This window comes from Gordonia amarae NBRC 15530, from assembly GCF_000241345.1.
Lineage (GTDB): Bacteria > Actinomycetota > Actinomycetes > Mycobacteriales > Mycobacteriaceae > Gordonia > Gordonia amarae.
In genome coordinates, this window is the sequence record NZ_BAED01000032.1 from 1 (window position 1) to 19134 (window position 19134).

General features: G+C 68.8%; 1 protein-coding gene. It reads left to right on the forward strand.

The features are described from left to right. Positions 1-19134, forward strand: a 19134-nt coding sequence (locus GOAMR_RS08605; protein ID WP_005185689.1) for a non-ribosomal peptide synthetase, incomplete at both ends; no start/stop codon positions are given.

Consider the following 19134-nt stretch of genomic DNA (forward strand, 5'->3'; position numbering starts at 1 on the left):
GTTGGCGCCGATCGTCGCGGTCGATCCGCGTCCGGAGTTGGTGCCGTTGTCGTTCGCGCAGCAGCGCATGTGGTTCATCAACCAGTTCGACACCGCCGAGGCCACCTACAACATCCCGGCGGCGCTGCGGCTCACCGGAACCCTCGACGCCGACGCACTCCGCGAGGCCGTGGCCGACGTGATCGAACGGCACGAGGTGCTGCGCACCGTCTTCCCGTCCGCCGACGGGAAGCCGTACCAAAAGGTCTGCGACGCATCCGAATTCGATGAGCGTGGCATTTGGCGGGTGGCGGCCTCCGAACAGGAGCTGTACGACACCCTCGCCACCGGTTTCGATGTCACCACGCAGTGGCCGCTGCGGGCCCGCCTGCTCCAGATGGCCGACGGCGAGTACATCTTCGCCGTGGTGGCCCATCACATCGGTGTCGACGGCGAATCGATGCTGCCCCTGGTCACCGACATTGTCACCGCCTACGCCGCACGTGCCCAAGGCAACCCGCCCGCATGGACGCCGCTGCCGGTGCAGTTCGCCGACTACGCCATCTGGCAGCATCAGGCGCTCGGGTCGGCCGGCGACACCGGCTCGGTGACCGGACGTCAGCTCGCCTACTGGCGCGAGCGGTTGGCCGGAGTTCCCGACGTGATCGAACTGCCCGCCGACCGGCCCCGTCCGGCGGTGGCCACCCATCGCGGTGCACAGGCCGGATTTGAGATCCCGGCAGCCGTCGCCGACCAGGTCACCGCGATCGCGGCGGCCCACGGGATGACCCCGTTCATGGTGGCGCACGCCGCGCTCGCGGCCCTGATGGCCCGGCTCAGTGCCGGCGACGACATCACCATCGCCACCCCCATCGCCGGACGCGGCCAGACTGTGCTCGACCCGATGGTCGGCATGTTCGTCAACACCCTCGTCCTGCGGACCGGCATCCAGCCCGGCGATACCTTCGCCGACCTCCTGGGCCGGGTCCGCGACACCGACCTGGCGGCGTTCGCCCACGCCGACGTGCCCTTCGAGACCGTTGTCGAAGCACTCGATCCGGTTCGTTCCGAAGCGTTCTCACCACTGGCCCAGGTGATCCTGTCGTTCGATCCAGCGGCCTCGGCCTCGGCTGCGCAATTGGCCGTCGGCGACCTCACCGTCGCCGCGGCGGAGGCACCGGTCGTCGCCTCGCAGATGGACATGACCATTGCCGTCTCCACGGCACCGGCAGGGCAGCCGTGGACAGGTTCGGTCATCTACGCCACCGACCTGCGCGACGAATCGTCGGTGCTCACGCTGATGGATCGGTTCGTCGCCGTGCTCGATGAACTGACCGCCGACCCGGCGACCGTCATCGGTGACGCCGACATCCTGGCTCCGGGTGAACGCGCCGACGTGCTCACGCTGTCGGAAGGCGCTCGGGACGAGTCGCCGGCCGTCGGCGTCATCGACCTCATCGGCGCTCGCCTCGCCGCTACTCCCGACGCGACCGCGCTGACCTTCGGCGACCGGTCCGTGTCCTCGGCCGAATTCTCGGCAAGGGTCAATGCTCTTGCCTACGAATTGATCTCGCAGGGTGTTGGTCCGAATGTGGCCGTGGGTGTGGTGATCGACCGTTCGGTGGAGCTGATGGTGGCGATCCACGCGGTCGTCGCCGCGGGTGGGCAGTATGTGCCGATCGCCACCGACGCACCTGCCGATAGGGTGCGGTACATGTTGGAGACGGCCGGTGTGTCTCTGGTGCTGGTTGAGGTGCGAGGTACGAGCCTCGAAACCTCGCGAGCGGAGAATGTCCGCACCTTCGTCGTCACCTGTGACGGTGCGGCGGATTTGACGGTCGCCCCGGTCACCGATGCCGATCGCATCGCCCCGCTGTCGCTCGACGATGCGGCGTACACGTTGTTCACGTCGGGTTCGACCGGCCGGCCGAAGGGCGTGACCGTCTCGCATCGCGCGCTGGCGAACCGCCTGGAGTGGATGCGTTCCTGGTACGAATTGTCCGCCGCCGACGTGTTCGTACAGAAGACCCCGACGACATTCGACGTGTCGGTGTGGGAGTTGTTCCTGCCGTTCATGATCGGCGCCGAACTCGTGGTCGCCGAACCGGGACGACACGGCGACGCGGACTACCTGTCCCAGTTGATTGTCGGACGCCGGATCTCGGTGATGCACTTCGTGCCGTCGATGCTCGCGGCCTTCGTGGATGGTCGGGGTGCTGATCGGCTTACCGCGCTGGCGAGTCTGCGGGTGGTGTTCACCTCGGGTGAGGCGTTGACGGTGCGACCGTCACAGGCATTGCTGTCGGCTCTGCCGACGGTACGGCTGGTGAACTTGTACGGACCGACCGAGGCGGCGGTCGATGTCACCGCATACGAAGTCGGCCGTGGTGACACCGTCATCCCGATCGGTGTGCCGGTGCCGAATACGTCCACACTGGTGCTGGATGCCCGGCTGCGTCCGGTGCCGCGGGGCGTGCCCGGTGAGCTGTATCTCGGCGGAGTGCAGGTGGCCCGTGGTTACGCCGCCCAATCCACGCTGACCGCTGAACGTTTCGTGGCCGACCCGTACGGCCCGGCGGGTGCTCGGCTGTACCGCACAGGTGACCTGGTCAAGTGGAATCAGTCCGGTGAGATCGAGTACCTGGGCCGCAGCGACTTCCAGGTGAAGCTGCGTGGTCAGCGGCTGGAACTCGGTGAGGTCGAGGCGGTGCTCGCGGCTGCGCCGGGTGTGGTGCACGCGGCGGCCGCCGTGGTCACGACCGATGCCGGTGCCGAACATCTCGTCGGCTACCTGGCGCCGGCCGGTGTCGATGCCGACGCGGTGAAGGGCTTCGCGGCGCACAAGCTTCCGGAGTACATGGTGCCCACCGCGTGGGTGCTGCTCGATGAGGTGCCGCTGAACTCGGCGGGCAAGCTGGACCGGAAGTCGCTGCCCGCACCGACCTTCGGCGACGCCGATGAACACTTCGTCGCGCCGCTCGGTGCTGCCGAGGAACTGCTGGCGTCGGTGGTGGCCGGTCTACTGGGCCGTGACCGGGTCAGTGTCACCGAATCCTTCTTCGCTCTCGGCGGCGATTCGATCATGTCAATCCAGCTGGCATCGGCGATGCGGGCGGCCGGGGTCGACCTGTCGCCGCGACAGATCTTCGAACACAGGACCGTGCGCGACATGGTCCGGGCAATCGCGGACGACGGTGCGCGACTGCCCGAGTTGGCTGAACCCTCCGGTGGGGGTGCGGGCCCGGTGGTGCCGTCGCCGGTGGTGCGCTGGATGGCCGAATTCGCCGACGAGCCGGCTGATTTCGCCGACTTCAACCAGTCGATGGTGCTGGCCGCACCCGAGGGCTTGACCGCTGCGGTGCTGCGGCAGTTGGTGGGCACCGTGGTGGCGCGGCACCCGATGCTGTCCGCGCGACTGACCCGGGCCACCGACCGGGCGTGGGAGTTGCTCGCGGGAAACGATTTCGACGCCGACGCGGCGGTCATCACGGTCGTGTCCGCACATCCGGTGGGCACCGAGGGATTCGACGCAGACTTGATCGCGGCACACTCCCAGGCCGCATCGCGGCTGGATCCGGCGCAGGCCAGGCTGGTGCAGGTCACGCTGGTCACCGGTGCAGACGATGCCGGACGCATCGTGGTGGTCATCCACCACCTCGGTGTGGACGCGGTGTCGTGGCAGGCGATCATCGAGGATCTGATGACGTTGTGGGCCCAGCACGAAGCCGGGCACGAACCGCGGTTGCGCGAGACCAGCACGTCGCAGCGGGCGTGGAACGCGGCTCTGGCCGCGCGCGCCCGGCGCCGCGAGGGCGAGGCCGATTACTGGTTGGCGCGGCTTCCGCAGCGGCCCACCGACCTCGGCGGCGTACTCGACCGCGCCCGGGATCGGATGGCCACCTCGCGCACCGACAGTTTCACCCTCGCCGAGGGCGTGGCCGACGCGCTGACCACCACGGTGCCCGCGGCGTTCGGCGCCTCCGTCAACGATGTGTTGCTCGCCGCGCTGGCCCGGGCGGTCCGCCGTCTGCAGCGTGAACGCGGCATCGCCGACGACGCTGCTGTGTCGATGCTGCTGGAAGGGCACGGCCGGTACGAGGAGGTGCTGGCCGGTGGCGACGACGCGGCGCGGGCCGATCTGTCGCGGTCGGTCGGCTGGTTCACCACCATCGCCCCGGTGAGTGTCGATCCCGCCATCGACATCGTGCACGCGGTGAAGGCCGCCAAGGAGGAACGGCTCGGCCAGCCCGATTCGGGTGCCGGGTTCGGTTGGCTGCGCTACGGCGAGAACGCGGAACTCGCGGCACGGCCGCTGCCGTCGATCCTGTTCAACTACCTGGGTGCCGGTACCGCCGGTTCGGGCGCCACGCAACCGGTCGCGTTCGGTGCGGTTTCCGCCCCGTCGCTGCCGGCTTCCCCGGCGGGGGCGATGGCCGCGCAAGCGGTGCTCACCATCAACGCGAGCTTCGGCGGAACGGACGGATCGCGAGCGCTGCACGCTGGGGTCACCTTCCCCGAGACCGTGCTTCCGGAGGCCGACGTCGCCGCGGTGATGCGGTACTGGTCCGACGAATTGTCCTCGCTTGCAAGGTATGTGGCGGACGGTAAGCCGGTCGGCCTGTCACCGTCGGATGTTCCGGGCGTGGTGCTCGGCCAGGCCGACATCGACACGCTCGCCGTGCGGTACCCGGGTGCGGACCTGTGGCCGCTGTCGCCGCTGCAGGGCGGATTGTACTTTCAGTCGCAGGTCGCGGGCGGCACCGCGGTGGATGTGTACGTGGCGCAAGCCGTTCTCACCCTCACCGGGGTGGATCCGGCACGCCTGCACGCCGCCGCTGAGAAACTCCTGGATCACCATCGGGTGTTGCGCTCGGGTTTCGTCACCACGGCCGGCGGGGCGGTGGTGTCGTTCGTGCCGCACCACGTCGAACTGCCGTGGACCGAGATCGACCTCACTGGCACCGACAGCTCCGTAGTGTCCGCGCGCATCGACGAACTGGTCGCCCAGCAGCGGGTGCTGCCGTTCGATCTGAGCGCTCCGCCGCTGCTCCGCTTCGTGATTGTCCGCGACGGTGATTCGGCCATACTGATCGTTACCAACCATCACACCATCCTCGACGGCTGGTCCGGGCCGCTGGTGCTGGCCGACATGCTTGCCCTGTACGCGACCGGCAGTACCTACACCGGGCAGGCATCGGGCGATGCGACCGGCGACTTCGGCGACTACCTGCGCACCATCGCCGGCCGTGACGACGCCGCCGGCCTGGCCGCGTGGCGTGAGGTGCTCGCCCCCGTCGAAGGCCCGACCCTGGTGGCCGCGGGCCAGCAGGCGAGCACCGAGGCGATGCCGGAGGACTCCGAGACGCTCCTCGACGCCGAACTCGTCACCGCTGTCGAAACAGTGGCACGTGCCGAGGGTGCGACCCTCGCGACGGCACTGCAGGTGGCGTGGGCGATCTTCCTGTCGCGGATGACCGGCAACCGGGTGGTCACCTTCGGTGAGACCGTGTCCGGACGCCCGGCCGATCTGCCGGGTGTGGAGTCGATGATCGGTCTGTTCATCAACACCCTGCCCGCCGTCGTCGACGTCGCCCCGGACGCGAGCATCGGGCAGGTGCTGCGCAAGGTGCAGGCCGACAAGGTCACCGTCCTGGACCACCATCACCTGAGCCTGCCGGAGATCGCGAAAGCCGTTGACGTGCAGGTAGCTTTCGACACCCTCGCCGTGCACGAGTCGTACCCGGTCGATGCAGAGTCGCTGGAGAGCGCGGACCCGGGTCTCACCGGCGGTCTGGCGATCACCGGTGTCGAGGTGAGCGACTCGACGCACTATCCGCTGAACATGGTCACCGCTCCGGCGGCCGGCGGTGTGGTGATGCGGCTCAAGTACCTGCCGTCGGTGTTCACCGCGGGGCAGGTCGAGGGCTTCGCCGCGTCGGTGATGCAGATCCTGCGCGCCATCGCGGCCGATCCAGGGGCGTCCACCGCAGACGTGTCGTTGCTGACCGACGCCGACCGCGCGGTGCTCGCACAGTTGCCCGCACCGGTCGTCGACACCGTGCACAGCGGCTCGTCGCTGGTTGAACTGTTCGCCGAAGCATCTGCGGCACACCCTGATTCGATTGCCGTGTCGTGCGGTACCGAATCGTTGACCTATGCGCGGCTCGCCGAGCGTACCGATGCCGTTGCCGCGGGTCTGCGGGAGCGCGGCGTCGCCGCCGGTGATCTGGTGGGTGTGGCCACGGCCCGGTCGGTGGATGTGGTCACGGCAATCGTCGGTGTCCTCAAGGCGGGTGCCGCATACCTGCCGCTGGACGTGACCAACCCGATCGGCCGCTTGCAGCACATCGTGTCCGACTCGGGCGTGCGTGTGGTGCTGACCGATGCGTCGACCGATGGGCATCCGCTGTGGGATGTCCTCGGCGCTGATGTGACAGTCGCCCACGTCGACGCGGTGGCACAGACGGACGTCCTGTCGGCTCCTGTTGCCGTGCTGGCGGATTCGCGTGCCTACGTGATCTACACGTCGGGTTCGACCGGTCTGCCGAAGGGTGTGGAGGTGACTCACCGCGACCTGGTGACACTTCTCGACGCCACCGCTGCCGACTTCGACTTCGGCCCCGGCGATGTGTGGACGATGTTCCACTCCTACGCCTTCGACTTCTCGGTGTGGGAACTGTGGGGTGCGCTGTTCTACGGTGGCCGGTGCGTGATCGTCGACCGCGACATCGCGCGTGATGTCGACGCCTTCGTCGAACTGGCGGTGACAGAGGGTGTGACGGTGCTGAACCAGACACCGTCGGCGTTCTATCAGCTCATCGACGCCCGTCGCCGCAACGATGCACCCTGGGCCGTCCGGTATTTCGTGTTCGGCGGTGAGGCGCTGAGCTTCGAGCAGGTGCGCCGCTGGTTCGACCTGTTCCCGGCCGAGCGCGCCCGGCTGGTCAACATGTACGGCATCACCGAGACCACCGTGCACGTCAGCTTCCGCGAACTCGACCGGGACGCCGTCTCCGCCGACGACGGCTCACTCATCGGGCGGCCGTTGTCGTCGTTGGGAATCCACGTCCTCGACGCACGGATGCGACCGGTGCCGGTGGGTGTACTCGGCGAGATGTACGTCGCCGGGGGGCAGTTGGCGCAGGGCTACCTCGGACGGCCCGACCTGACCGCTACGCGGTTCGTCGCCGATCCGTTCGGTGAGCCGGGTTCCCGTCTCTACCGGACGGGCGATATCGCGCGCCGGGTCGCCGGCGGGGACATCGAATACGTGGGCCGCGCCGACACCCAGGTGCAGCTGCGCGGTTTCCGGATCGAGTTCGGTGAGGTGGAGGCCGGGCTGCTCAGCGCCGACGGCGTTGTCGGTGCGGCAGCCCGGATCCTGTCCGGACCGTCCGGTGACACCCTCGTGGGCTACGTGGTGGCCGATACCGCCGCCGTCGACCCGGTGGCCGTGCAAGAGGCCGCGGGCCGTGTGGTGCCCGCGTACATGGTGCCCACCGTTGTGCTGGTGGTGGACGCATTGCCGCTGACCGCCAACGGCAAGCTCGACCGCGACGCGCTTCCCGAGCCCGACTTCGGCTCTGTCGGAGAGGCTTTCGTGGCGGCGGAGACACCCGGCGAGACGGCCCTGGCGGCGGTCTTCGCCGAGGTGCTCGGCCTGGATGAGGTGAGCGTGACCGCGTCGTTCTTCGACATGGGCGGCAACTCGCTGTCCGCGATGCGATTGGCGGCGCGGGCCGCGGACACCCTCGGTGTGGCCGTGTCGGTGCGCGAGGTGTTCGCCGCGCCCACGATCCGCGCGCTGGCGCAGTCGGTGGCGGGCAATGCCGCCGCCCTGGCCCCCGTCGTGCCGGTCGTGCCCCGTCCGGAGCGCATTCCGCTGTCGTTCGCGCAGCAGCGGGTGTGGTTCATCAACCGTTTCGACCCGTCCGCGGCGACCTACAACATCCCGTCGGTGCTGCGCCTGTCGGGCACGCTCGATGTGGATGCGTTGCGGCAGGCCGTGATCGACGTGCTCGAACGGCACGAGGTGCTGCGCACGTCGTTCCCGTCCGAGGATGGTGTGCCCTACCAGCTGGTGGGCGATATCACTGAGCTCGACACCCGTGGCATCTGGCGGGTCGTCGATTCCGATGACGACTTGTTCAACTCGGCCACAACAGGTTTCGACGTCGCACGCCAATGGCCCCTCCGAGTCGTCCTCCGCGACAACACCACCGACGCATCCACCGCGGCCGGCGATTACCTCCTGGCGGTGGTCGCCCACCACATCGGTATCGACGGCGAGTCCATGCTCCCGCTGGTGACCGACCTTGTCACCGCATACACCGCACGCACCCAGGGCGATACCCCGTCCTGGACAACTCTGCCAGTCCAGTTCGCGGACTTCGCGATCTGGCAGCATCAGGTGCTGGGTTCGGCCGACGATGCCGCATCGGTGATCGGGCGTCAGCTCGGCTACTGGCGCGGGCAACTCGCCGACCTGCCCGACGTGCTGGAACTGCCGGCCGATCGCCCGCGCCCGCAGGTCGAATCGCATCGCGGCGCACGGGTGCCGTTCGAGATCGCCGGCGCGGTCGGCGACCGTGTCGTGGCGCTGGCCAAGGAACGCGGCATGACCCCGTTCATGGTGGTGCACGCCGCGTTCGCGGTGCTGCTCGCCCGGTTGAGCACCACCGACGACATCGCCGTCTCCACCCCGATCGCCGGCCGCGGCGACCGGGTGCTCGACCCGCTCGTCGGCATGTTTGTCAACACCCTGGTGCTGCGCACACAGGTCGACACCGGTGAGTCCTTCGCCGGCCTGCTCGACCGGGTTCGGGTCACCGATCTCGACGCGTTCGCGCACGCCGACCTCCCGTTCGAGACCCTGGTCGAGGCGCTGAACCCGGTGCGCAGCGAGTCCTTCGCCCCGCTGTCACAGGTGATGCTGTCGTTCGATCCGGGTGCCTCGGCGAGCAACGCCGACGTGTCGGTCGGCGACCTGACCATCACCCCGATGGCCACTCCGATGGTGACCGCGCAGCTCGACCTCAGTGTCGAGGTGTGGTCGGCCACCGGCGGCGCCTGGGTGGGGTCTGCCGAATACGCGACCGATCTGTTCGACGAGTCGACCGTCGCCGAGTTCATGCGGCGCTTCGCCCAGTTGCTCGATGGCCTGACCGCGGACCCGGCCGTTGCCGTCGGCGATGTGACGATCATCGACACCGCCGCAGCCGACCGGGTGCGTGCGGTGTCCCACGGCCCCGTGCTCGAGGTTCCGGACACTACCACCGTGGCGGCGGTCGCCGCGCGGATCGCCGCGTCGCCCGATGCGGTGGCCGTGGCGTTCGAGGGCCGTGAGGTGACCTACGCCGAACTCGGCGCGCGTGTCAACGTGCTTGCCCGCGAACTCATCTTGGCCGGAGTCGGTCCTGACGTGGCCGTCGGTATCTGCGTGGAACGCAGCGTGGAGATGATGGTCGCCATCCACGCGGTGCTCGCCGCCGGTGGCCAGTTCGTGCCCATCGACACCGAGGCACCCGCCGATCGTGTCGAGTACATGCTCGGCATCGCCGGCGCGTCGGTGGTGGTCGCGACGGGTGCGACGGCTCACCAGGTTTCGAGGCTCGTCGCTGACGCTCCTCACACCTCAACCGGCGACGGGGAACCTGCTGGCGACGAGGGGGTGACCAACTCGCCAGGTGAGGGTGTGGTGACCAACTCGCGGGTTGAGGTGCGAGGTACGAGCCTCGAAACCTCGCAAGTCGACAATGTCCGCACCATTGTCGTGGATTGCTCGGGTCCGGTGGACATGTCGGCGCCGCCGATCACCGATGCCGACCGCATCGCGTCGCTGCGCGCCGACAACGCCGCCTACACCCTGTTCACGTCCGGCTCAACGGGCCGGCCGAAGGGCGTGACCGTCTCGCATGCGGCGCTGTCGAACATGCACGCCTGGTTCGACGACGTCGTCGGTGACCGCGACGATCACGTGGTCATCGTCAAGACGCCGTACACCTTCGACGCCTCCGAGCTCGAACTGGTGTGGCCGCTGACCGTCGGCGCGCGCGTGGTGATGATGCGGCCCGAGGGGCACCTCGATCCGAAGCATCTGCTCGACATGCTCGCCGATCATCGGGTGACGTGGACGCAGTTCGTGCCGTCCGCGCTGTCGGTGTTCCTGGAGGTGAAAGCCGATGCGGGCCGCGAACTTCCCGTCCTGCGCACCCTCATCACCGGTGGCGAGGCGCTGCCGGTGCCTGTCGCCGAGACCGTGCAGCGGGCGCTGCCCGGCGTGGACATCGTCAACCAGTACGGTCCCACCGAGGCCACCGTCCAGGTCACCGAGCATGTGCTGCGGCCCGGCGATGCGACCGTGCCCATCGGCCGGGCCGGTGCCAATACCTCGCTGCTGGTGCTGGATTCACGTCTGCATCCGGTGCCCGTCGGGGTGTCCGGCGAGCTGTACACCGGTGGTGTGCAGGTGGCCCGCGGCTACGCGGCGCAGCCCGCGCTCACGGCGGAGCGTTTCGTCGCCGACCCGTTCGGCGAGCCGGGGGCGAGGCTGTACCGCACCGGCGACCTCGTCCGCTGGAATGCCGCGGGTGAGCTGGAATACCTGGGCCGCACCGACTTCCAGGTCAAACTGCGCGGTCAGCGTCTCGAACTCGGCGAGGTGGAGTCGGTGCTTGCCGGTGCGCCGGGTGTGGTCAACGCCGCGGTGATCGTGGCCGCCACCGACTCGGGTGTGGAACACCTGGTGGCCTACATCGCGCCGGACACCGTCGACCTGGACGCGGTGAAAGCCGTTGCCGAGAAGTCGCTTCCGGCGTACATGGTGCCGTCGGTGTGGATGCCGCTGGCCGAGATGCCGCTCAGCAGCGCCGAGAAGGCCGACCGCAAGGCGCTCCCGGCGCCGACGTTCGATTCGGTCGCCGAGCAGTATGTGGCACCGGAGACCGACACCGAAACCGCACTGGCCCAGGCCTTCGCCGACGTGCTCGGGGTGGAACGGGTGGGCGTCACCTCGTCGTTCTTCGACCTCGGTGGCAACTCGCTCTCGGCGATGCGCCTGGCCGCCCGTGCCTCCGACGTCCTCGGGGTCGAGGTGTCGGTGCGGGACGCGTTCGGTGCGCCGAGTGTTCGCGAACTCATCGTGGCGGTCGCCGGCAACGCATCCTCGCGTGCCCCGATCGTTCCGGTCGACCCGCGGCCGCAGCGGATTCCGCTGTCGTTCGCCCAGCGCCGGATGTGGTTGGTCAACCAGCGCGACACCGCGTCCATCGCCTACAACATCCCGACCGTGCTGCGGGTCACCGGCGACCTGGATGTCGATGCGCTGCGTGCGGCGTTCGTCGACCTGGTGGGGCGGCACGAGGCGCTGCGCACCACGTTCCCCTCGCACGAGGGCGCGCCGTTCCAACAGATCGAGCCCGCGGCGGCCGTGGCCGGGTCCCTCGACTGGGCACTGGTCGACACGCCCAAGGACGTGGAGGACACGCTCGCCCAAGGGTTCGACGTGAGGTGGATGTGGCCCATCAGGGTCCGGCTGCTGTCCGTGGCACCGGGCGAGCACATCCTGGCCGTGGTCACTCACCACATCGCCTCCGACGGCGAGTCGGTGACGCCGATGCTGACCGACCTGGTGACCGCCTACATGGCCGAAAGTGCCGGACACGCACCGGCATTCACGCCGCTGGAGGTCCAGTACGCCGACGTCGCCCTGTGGCAGCACCAGAACCTGGGCAGCCCTGACGACGCCGACTCGGTGGTGGGCCGCCAATTGGGTTACTGGCGTGAACAGCTCGCCGGGCTGCCCGATGTCGTCGAGATCCCGACCGACCGCCCGCGGCCCCCGCGGGCCAGTGGGCGTGGCGCTCAGGTCGGGTTCACGATTCCCGCCGCCACCGCCGCCCGGATCGATGAGATATCGGCACAGTCCGGTGTCACGCCGTTCATGGTGGTCCACACGGCGCTCGCAGTGCTGCTGGCACGGTTGTCCGCGACATCCGACATCGCGATCGGCACACCGGTCGGCGGGCGCGGACAGTCGGCGCTCGACCCGCTCATCGGCATGTTCGTCAACACGCTGGTGCTGCGCACAGGCGTGGAACCGGGCGCCTCGTTCGCGACGGTGCTGGAGCGGGCCAAGGCTGTCGACCTCGACGCGTTCGCCAATGCCGACATCCCGTTCGATGAGGTGGTGGAGGCCTGCGACGTGCTCCGGTCGGACGCGTTCGCCCCGTTCACACAGGTGTGGCTGACCTTCGAGCAGACCGCCCTGCCCGAACTGGCCGGGTCGGACCTGGCGGTCGGCGACATCGCCGGCCTGCACATCGAGCCGCTCGCCGCAGGCGAGGTACCCGCGCGCATCGACCTGCTGGTCGCGGTGACGCGAAACGAGGAGTCCGACTGGACCGGCTCGATCATCTACGCGACAGACCTGTTCGACGAGTCGACCGTCGAGTCCTTCACCGGCAACCTGGTGCAGATCCTCGACGCCGGACTCGGCGATCCCGAAAAGACGGTGGGGAGCATCACCATCAACGAAGGACCATCGGTGGCGGAGCTGGCGCGAGCCGCCCGCGCCAAGGCAACCGAGCAGCCGGTCGTGGTCGAGGACATTGCCGACTCGGATGCAGCGGTCACCAGCGGGCCCGGAACCGCTCCGGTACTGCTCAGGGAGATGTTCGCCGACGTGGCCGCCAAATCGGCCAAGCGGCCGGCTGTTATCGACGCCTCCGGCACCACCCTGACCTACGGGCAGCTCGACGAACGCTCCAGCAGGCTCGCACGCTGGCTCATCGCCCGCGGTATCGGCGCCGAAGACCTTGTGGCACTGGCAATCGGCCGGTCGGCGACGTTGCTGACCGCGATCTGGGCGGTCGCCAAGACCGGCGCCGGATACGTGCCGATCGACCCCGACTACCCCGCCGAGCGGGTCGCCAACATGGTGGAGGACTCCGGTGCGAACCTCGGCCTGACTGCCGGTGACACGGGCGAGCTGCCGGGTGACGAATTCACCTGGCTGCGCATCGACGACCCCGCCACGGCAGGCGAGATCGACGGCTTCGACGCGACCCCGGTCGGCGAGGGCGAACTCCTGCGGCCGGTCCGCACCGACAACGTCGCGTACGTGATCTACACGTCCGGATCCACTGGCCGCCCCAAGGGTGTGTCGGTGACCCACTCCGGTCTGGCCAATTTCGCGGCCGAGGAGATCGAGCGGGCGGGCGTGGACCGGTACTCGCGGGTCCTCGGTTTCGCCTCGCCCAGCTTCGACGCGTCGGTCCTCGAATACCTGATGGCGACGCGGTCCGGGAGCGTCCTGGTGTACCGGCCGTCCGACGCCGTCGGCGGTGAGGTCCTGCAGGAGTACATGGCCCGACAGGGGATCACGCACACCTTCCTGACCCCGACCGTGCTGTCGACCCTTGACCCGGAGGCCCTGTTCGCACTGCGGGTCGTCTACGCAGGCGGCGAGGCGGTCAGCGCCGCGCTCAAGGACGAGTGGGCGGCGTGCCGTCGCATCCAGAACCTGTACGGCCCCACCGAGACCACCATCGGTGTGGCGATCAGTGAGCCCATGGAAATGGGTGAGCCGGTCACCCTCGGCGGACCTATCGAAGGCGTCGCCCTGATGGTTCTCGACAGCCGGCTGCGGCCGGTTCCGGTGGGCGTGACCGGTGAGCTGTACGTCGCGGGCCGGGCACTCTCCCGTGGTTACCTCGACCGGCCGGGACTCACGGCTGACAGATTTGTCGCCAACCCGCACAGCGGGACCGGCGACCGCATGTACCGCACCGGAGATGTGGTGCGGTGGCAACTCGACGAGTCCGGCATCCCCGTGATCGAGTACTCAGGCCGTAACGACGACCAGGTCAAGTTGCGTGGTCTGCGTATCGAACTCGGCGAGATCGAGGCCGTGCTCGACGAACATCCCGCGCTGCATTCGGCCGTCGTCATCGGCGTCGGTGGACAGGTGGCCACCGCGCTGGCCGCGTACGTGGTCGGGGATGCCGATCAGATCGACATCACGGAGGTGAAACAGTTTGTCGGCGAACGGCTTCCGGCTCACATGGTGCCGTCGTCGGTAACCGTCCTGGAGTCGTTGCCGCTCACCCCGGTGGGCAAGCTGGACAAGGCCGCGCTACCGGAACCGGTGATCGAGGCCGCCGAGTTCATCGCACCCGAAGGCCCCACCGAGGCGGCGGCCGCTGCCGCGTTCGCCGAGGTTCTGGGTGTGGACCAGGTGTCGGTCACCGAGTCGTTCTTCGACATCGGCGGCAACTCACTCTCGGCAACCAGGGTGGCCGGGCGGGTATCTGCCGCACTCGGGGTGGAGGTGACCCTGCGCGACGTGTTCGAGGCTCCCTCGGTCCGCGAACTCGTGGCCGCGGTGGCCGGCCACTCGGCGGCTCTGCCGCAGGTGGCTCCCGCGGCCCCGCGGCCCGAGCGGATTCCGCTGTCGTTCGCGCAGCAGCGCATGTGGTTCCTGAGCCGATTCGATCCCGAGTCGCCGACGTACAACATCCCGGCGGTCGTGCGGCTCTCCGGTGCGCTCGACGTCGACGCCCTGCATGCGGCGATCGTCGATGTGGTGGTGCGGCACGAGGTCCTGCGCACCACCTTCCCGGACGCCGACGGTGAGCCCTACCAGCTGATTGCTGACCCGGAAACTGTTGCCGCACAACTCGACTGGCAGATCGTGGCCGATGCTGACGACATCGAGATCGCGGTGCTGACCGGGTTCGACCTCACCCGCCATTGGCCCGTCCGGTTCCGGCTGCTGCGCGACGGTGACGGTTTTGTGTTCGCCGCGGTGGCACACCACATCGCCGCCGACGGTGAGTCGATCGCGCCGCTGCTGACCGACATCGTCACCGCCTACGCGGCCCGCGCACAAGGACGGACGCCCGAATTCGCCCCGATGCCTGTGCAGTTCGCCGACTACGCGATCTGGCAGCACCAGGTGCTCGGCGCGCCGGATGACCCGGAGTCGGTGGTGGGCCGCCAGCTCGCCTACTGGACCGAGCGACTCACCGGGCTCCCGGATGTCCTTGAACTTCCGGCCGACCGGCCGCGTCCGCCGGTCGCATCCCAGCGCGGTGCGGCCGTGACGCTGTCCCTGCCGGCGGACCTGACCGCGGCCATCGACCAGCTGGGCATCGATGCCGATGTCACACCGTTCATGGTGTTCCACGCCGCGCTCGCCACCCTGTTGTCGCGCATGTCGGGTGCCGACGATTTCGCCGTCGGCACCTCGGTGGCCGGCCGTGGCCAGGCCGCGCTGGACCCGCTGGTCGGCATGTTCGTCAACACCCTGGTGCTGCGCACCCAGGTCGACGGCGGGCGGCCGTTCAGTGATCTGCTGCGGCAGGTACGTGACACCGACCTCGAAGGCTACGCGCACGCCGACCTGCCGTTCGAGGCGCTCGTCGAGGCGCTCAGCCCGGTACGATCCGAGGCCTTCGCACCGCTGGTGCAGGTACTGCTGTTCTTCAGCAACGGTCAACCGGCACAGCCGGTTTCGGTATCCGATATCACCGTGACGCCGCTGGATGCGCCCACCACCACGGCGCGAGTGGATCTCACCGTCGGTGTCGCGGCCGCGCCGGGACAGCCATGGGAACTGACGCTGGAGTATGCGACGGACCTGTTCGACGAGTCGACGGTCCGGGCTCTGGCCGAACGACTGACGGCACTGCTGCGGCAGATCGTCGCCGACCCGGAACGGGCGACCGGTGACTACACGATCACCGTCGCGTCCGACTCCGCCGCAGACACCGTGGAGTGGGGGAGCGGGGTCGAGGTGCCCGCGGGCACCGTCGCCGACGTGGTGGCCGCGGCCATCGCCAGGACCCCCGACGCCACCGCGCTGTGGTTCGAGGGCCGCGAGGTCTCCTACCGCGAATTCGGTGCCCGGGTCAACACCCTGGCCCGGCGGCTTATCGAAGCCGGAGTGGGTCCGGAGTCGGCTGTAGCCGTGCGGATTCCGCGGTCGGTGGAGATGATGGTGGCCATTCACGCGATCATCGCCGCCGGTGGGCAGTATGTGCCGATCGGGCTGGACACCCCCGACGACCGCGTGGAGTACATGCTGGAGACCTCCGGTGCGCGGCTGCTGCTGGTTGCGGATACGGAATCGCACGAGGTTTCGAGGCTCGTCGCTGACGCTCCTCACACCTCAACCGGCGAGGGGGGTGCGGCGTCGCTGGTTGAGGTGCGAGGTACGAGCCTCGAAACCTCGCAGGCCGGGACTGTCCGCACCATCGTCGTCGACTGCTCGGGTGCGGTGGATCTGGCCACGCCCGCCGTCACCGATGCCGAACGGCTGTCGCCACTGCGGATCGGGCATGCGGTGTACACGCTGTTCACGTCGGGTTCGACCGGGCGTCCCAAGGGCGTGACGCTGACCCACGACGCGGTGGTCAACCGCCTGTGGTGGGGGCTGGACGAGTTGCCCATAGACGCGAGCGACACGGTGGTGCAGAAGACGCCGTACACGTTCGACTGCTCGGTGCCGGAGCTGTTCGCGCCGTTGATGATCGGCGCGAAGCTCGTGGTGCTGCGCGACGGCGGTCATCTGGATCCGTTGTATGTGGCCGACATCATCGAGCGGACCTGGGCGACCATGGTGCACTTCGTGCCGTCGATGCTGTCGGTGTTCGCCGATATCGCCGGTCCCGAACGCGTGTCGGCGATGGCTGCGCATGTGCGGATCATCTCCACCACGGGTGAGGCGTTGCCGCCGGCGTTGGCCGGTCAGGTGCGGTCCTGGTTGCCGGATGTGCTGTTCTACAACCTGTACGGACCCACCGAGGCCGCCGTGGAGATCACCTACGAGAAGATCGGCGCGGTCACCGGCGACGAGACCTCGGTCCCGATCGGTGTGCCGGTATGGAATTCGTCGGCGGTGGTGCTCGACGCCCGCCTGCACCGGGTGCCCGACGGCGTTCCCGGCGAGCTGTACCTCGGCGGCGTCCAGCTGGCGCGCGGATACGCCGCGCGTGGTGACCTGACCGCCGACCGGTTCATCGCCGACCCGTATGGCGCACCGGGCACCCGGCTGTACCGCACGGGCGACCTCGTCCGCCGCCGTGACAGTGTACTGGAGTACCTGGGCCGCACCGACTTCCAGGTGAAGCTGCGCGGTCAGCGGATCGAGCTCGGCGAGATCGAGTCGGTCCTGGCGTCGGCGCCCGGTGTGGTGCATGCCGCGGCGACTGTCGTCGACGGACCAGGCGGTTCGCAGCATCTGGTGGGCTACCTGTCCGGTGGTCCCGGCCGGCGCCCCGACATCGAGACCGTGAAATCGGTTGCCGGTCAGTCGTTGCCGGTCTACATGGTGCCGACGGTGTGGACGGTTCTCGACGAGGTCACCCTTAACTCGGCGGGCAAGCTCGACCGTAAGGCGTTGCCGCAACCGGACTTCACCGAGGTCGAAGCCGAGTATGTGGCGCCGGAATCCGACATTGAGGTCGCGCTGGCGCAGGTGTACGCGGACCTGCTCGGGGTCGAGCGGGTGGGTGTCACCGAGTCGTTCTTCGACATCGGCGGCAACTCGCTCTCGGCGATGCGCCTGGCCGCACGGGCCGCCGAGGTGCTCGGTGTGGAGGTGTCGGTGCGCGACATCTTCGACGCGCCGAGCGTCCGGGAACTCGTCTCCGCCACCACCGGTCACGGGGCGGCGCTCGCGCCGATAGTGAAGGCCGACCCCCGGCCCGCGCGCATCCCGTTGTCGTTCGCGCAGCAGCGGATGTGGTTCATCAACCAGCTCGATCCCTCGCTGCCTACGTACAACATTCCGGCGGTCCTGCGGCTCACCGGTGATCTCGACGTCGACGCCCTGCGCCGGGCCGTTGTCGACACCGTGGAGCGGCACGAGGTGCTGCGCACCACCTTCCCGATCGTCGACGGTCTGCCCTATCAGCGGGTCGACGACATCGCGCTGTTCGAGACGCGCGGTATCTGGCAGGTCGTGGCCACCGACGACGAACTGTTCGCCGCGGTGGCTGAGGGCTTTGACGTCACCTCGGGCTGGCCGATCCGGGTGGCCCTTCGAGACCCCTCGCCTGGCGGCTCGGCTCCTCAGGGAACAGGTGTGGACGCCTCGGCTCCTGCGGGAACAGGGAAGGGCAGTGCTTCCGGTGAGTACCTGCTGGGTGTGGTGCTGCATCACATCGGTGCCGACGCCGAGTCGCTGCTGCCGTTGGTGACCGACATCGTGACCGCGTACACGGCTCGGGCACAAGGTATTTCACCAACGTGGACACCTCTGGAGGTGCAGTTCGCCGACTTCGCGATCTGGCAGCACGATGTGCTGGGTGCAGCTGACGACGCGGAGTCGGTGATCGGGCGGCAGCTCGGCTACTGGCGCGAACAGCTTGTGGGCCTGCCCGATGTACTGGAACTGCCGGCCGACCGGCCGCGGCCGCCGGTGGCGTCGTACCGGGGCGCGGATCTGGCGTTCGCGATTCCGGCCGATGTCGCCGCCGACGTGACACGGGTCGCCGGCAGCCACGGCGTCACACCGTTCATGGTGGTGCACGCGGCGTTCGCCGCGCTATTGGCCAGGGTGACCGCCACCGACGACATCGCGGTGGCAACACCGGTCGCCGGTCGCGGTCAGGCGGTGCTCGATCCGCTGGTCGGCATGTTTGTCAACACGCTGGTGCTGCGGACCGCGGTCAACTCCGGTGAGAACTTCGCGCAACTCCTCGATAGGGTCCGCGTGAGTGATCTCGACGCGTTCGCCCATGCGGATGTGCCGTTCGAATCCGTCGTCGAGGCAATCGATCCGGTCCGCAGCGAAGCGTTCTCGCCGCTCGCTCAGGTGATGCTGTCGTTCGACCCGGGGGCGTCGGTGTCCGGGGCGGATACCGTGCTTGCGGGCCTGGAGATCTCGGCTGTCGAACCGCCGGTGGTCGCCGCGCAACTCGATCTGCGCATGGTGGTCTCCTCGGCCGATCCGGGCAGCCCATGGTCGGGCGTCGCCACCTACGCGACGGACCTGTTCGATGAGCAGTCGATGGCCGCGCTGGCGGAACGATTCGTGCGTCTGCTGGGTGCGTTGGTTGCCGATCCGTCGGTCCCCGTCGGTGACGCGGCACTGCTCGGTGAGGCCGAGCGCGCGAACATCATTGACCATTCGGTGGGTGCCGGGACCGT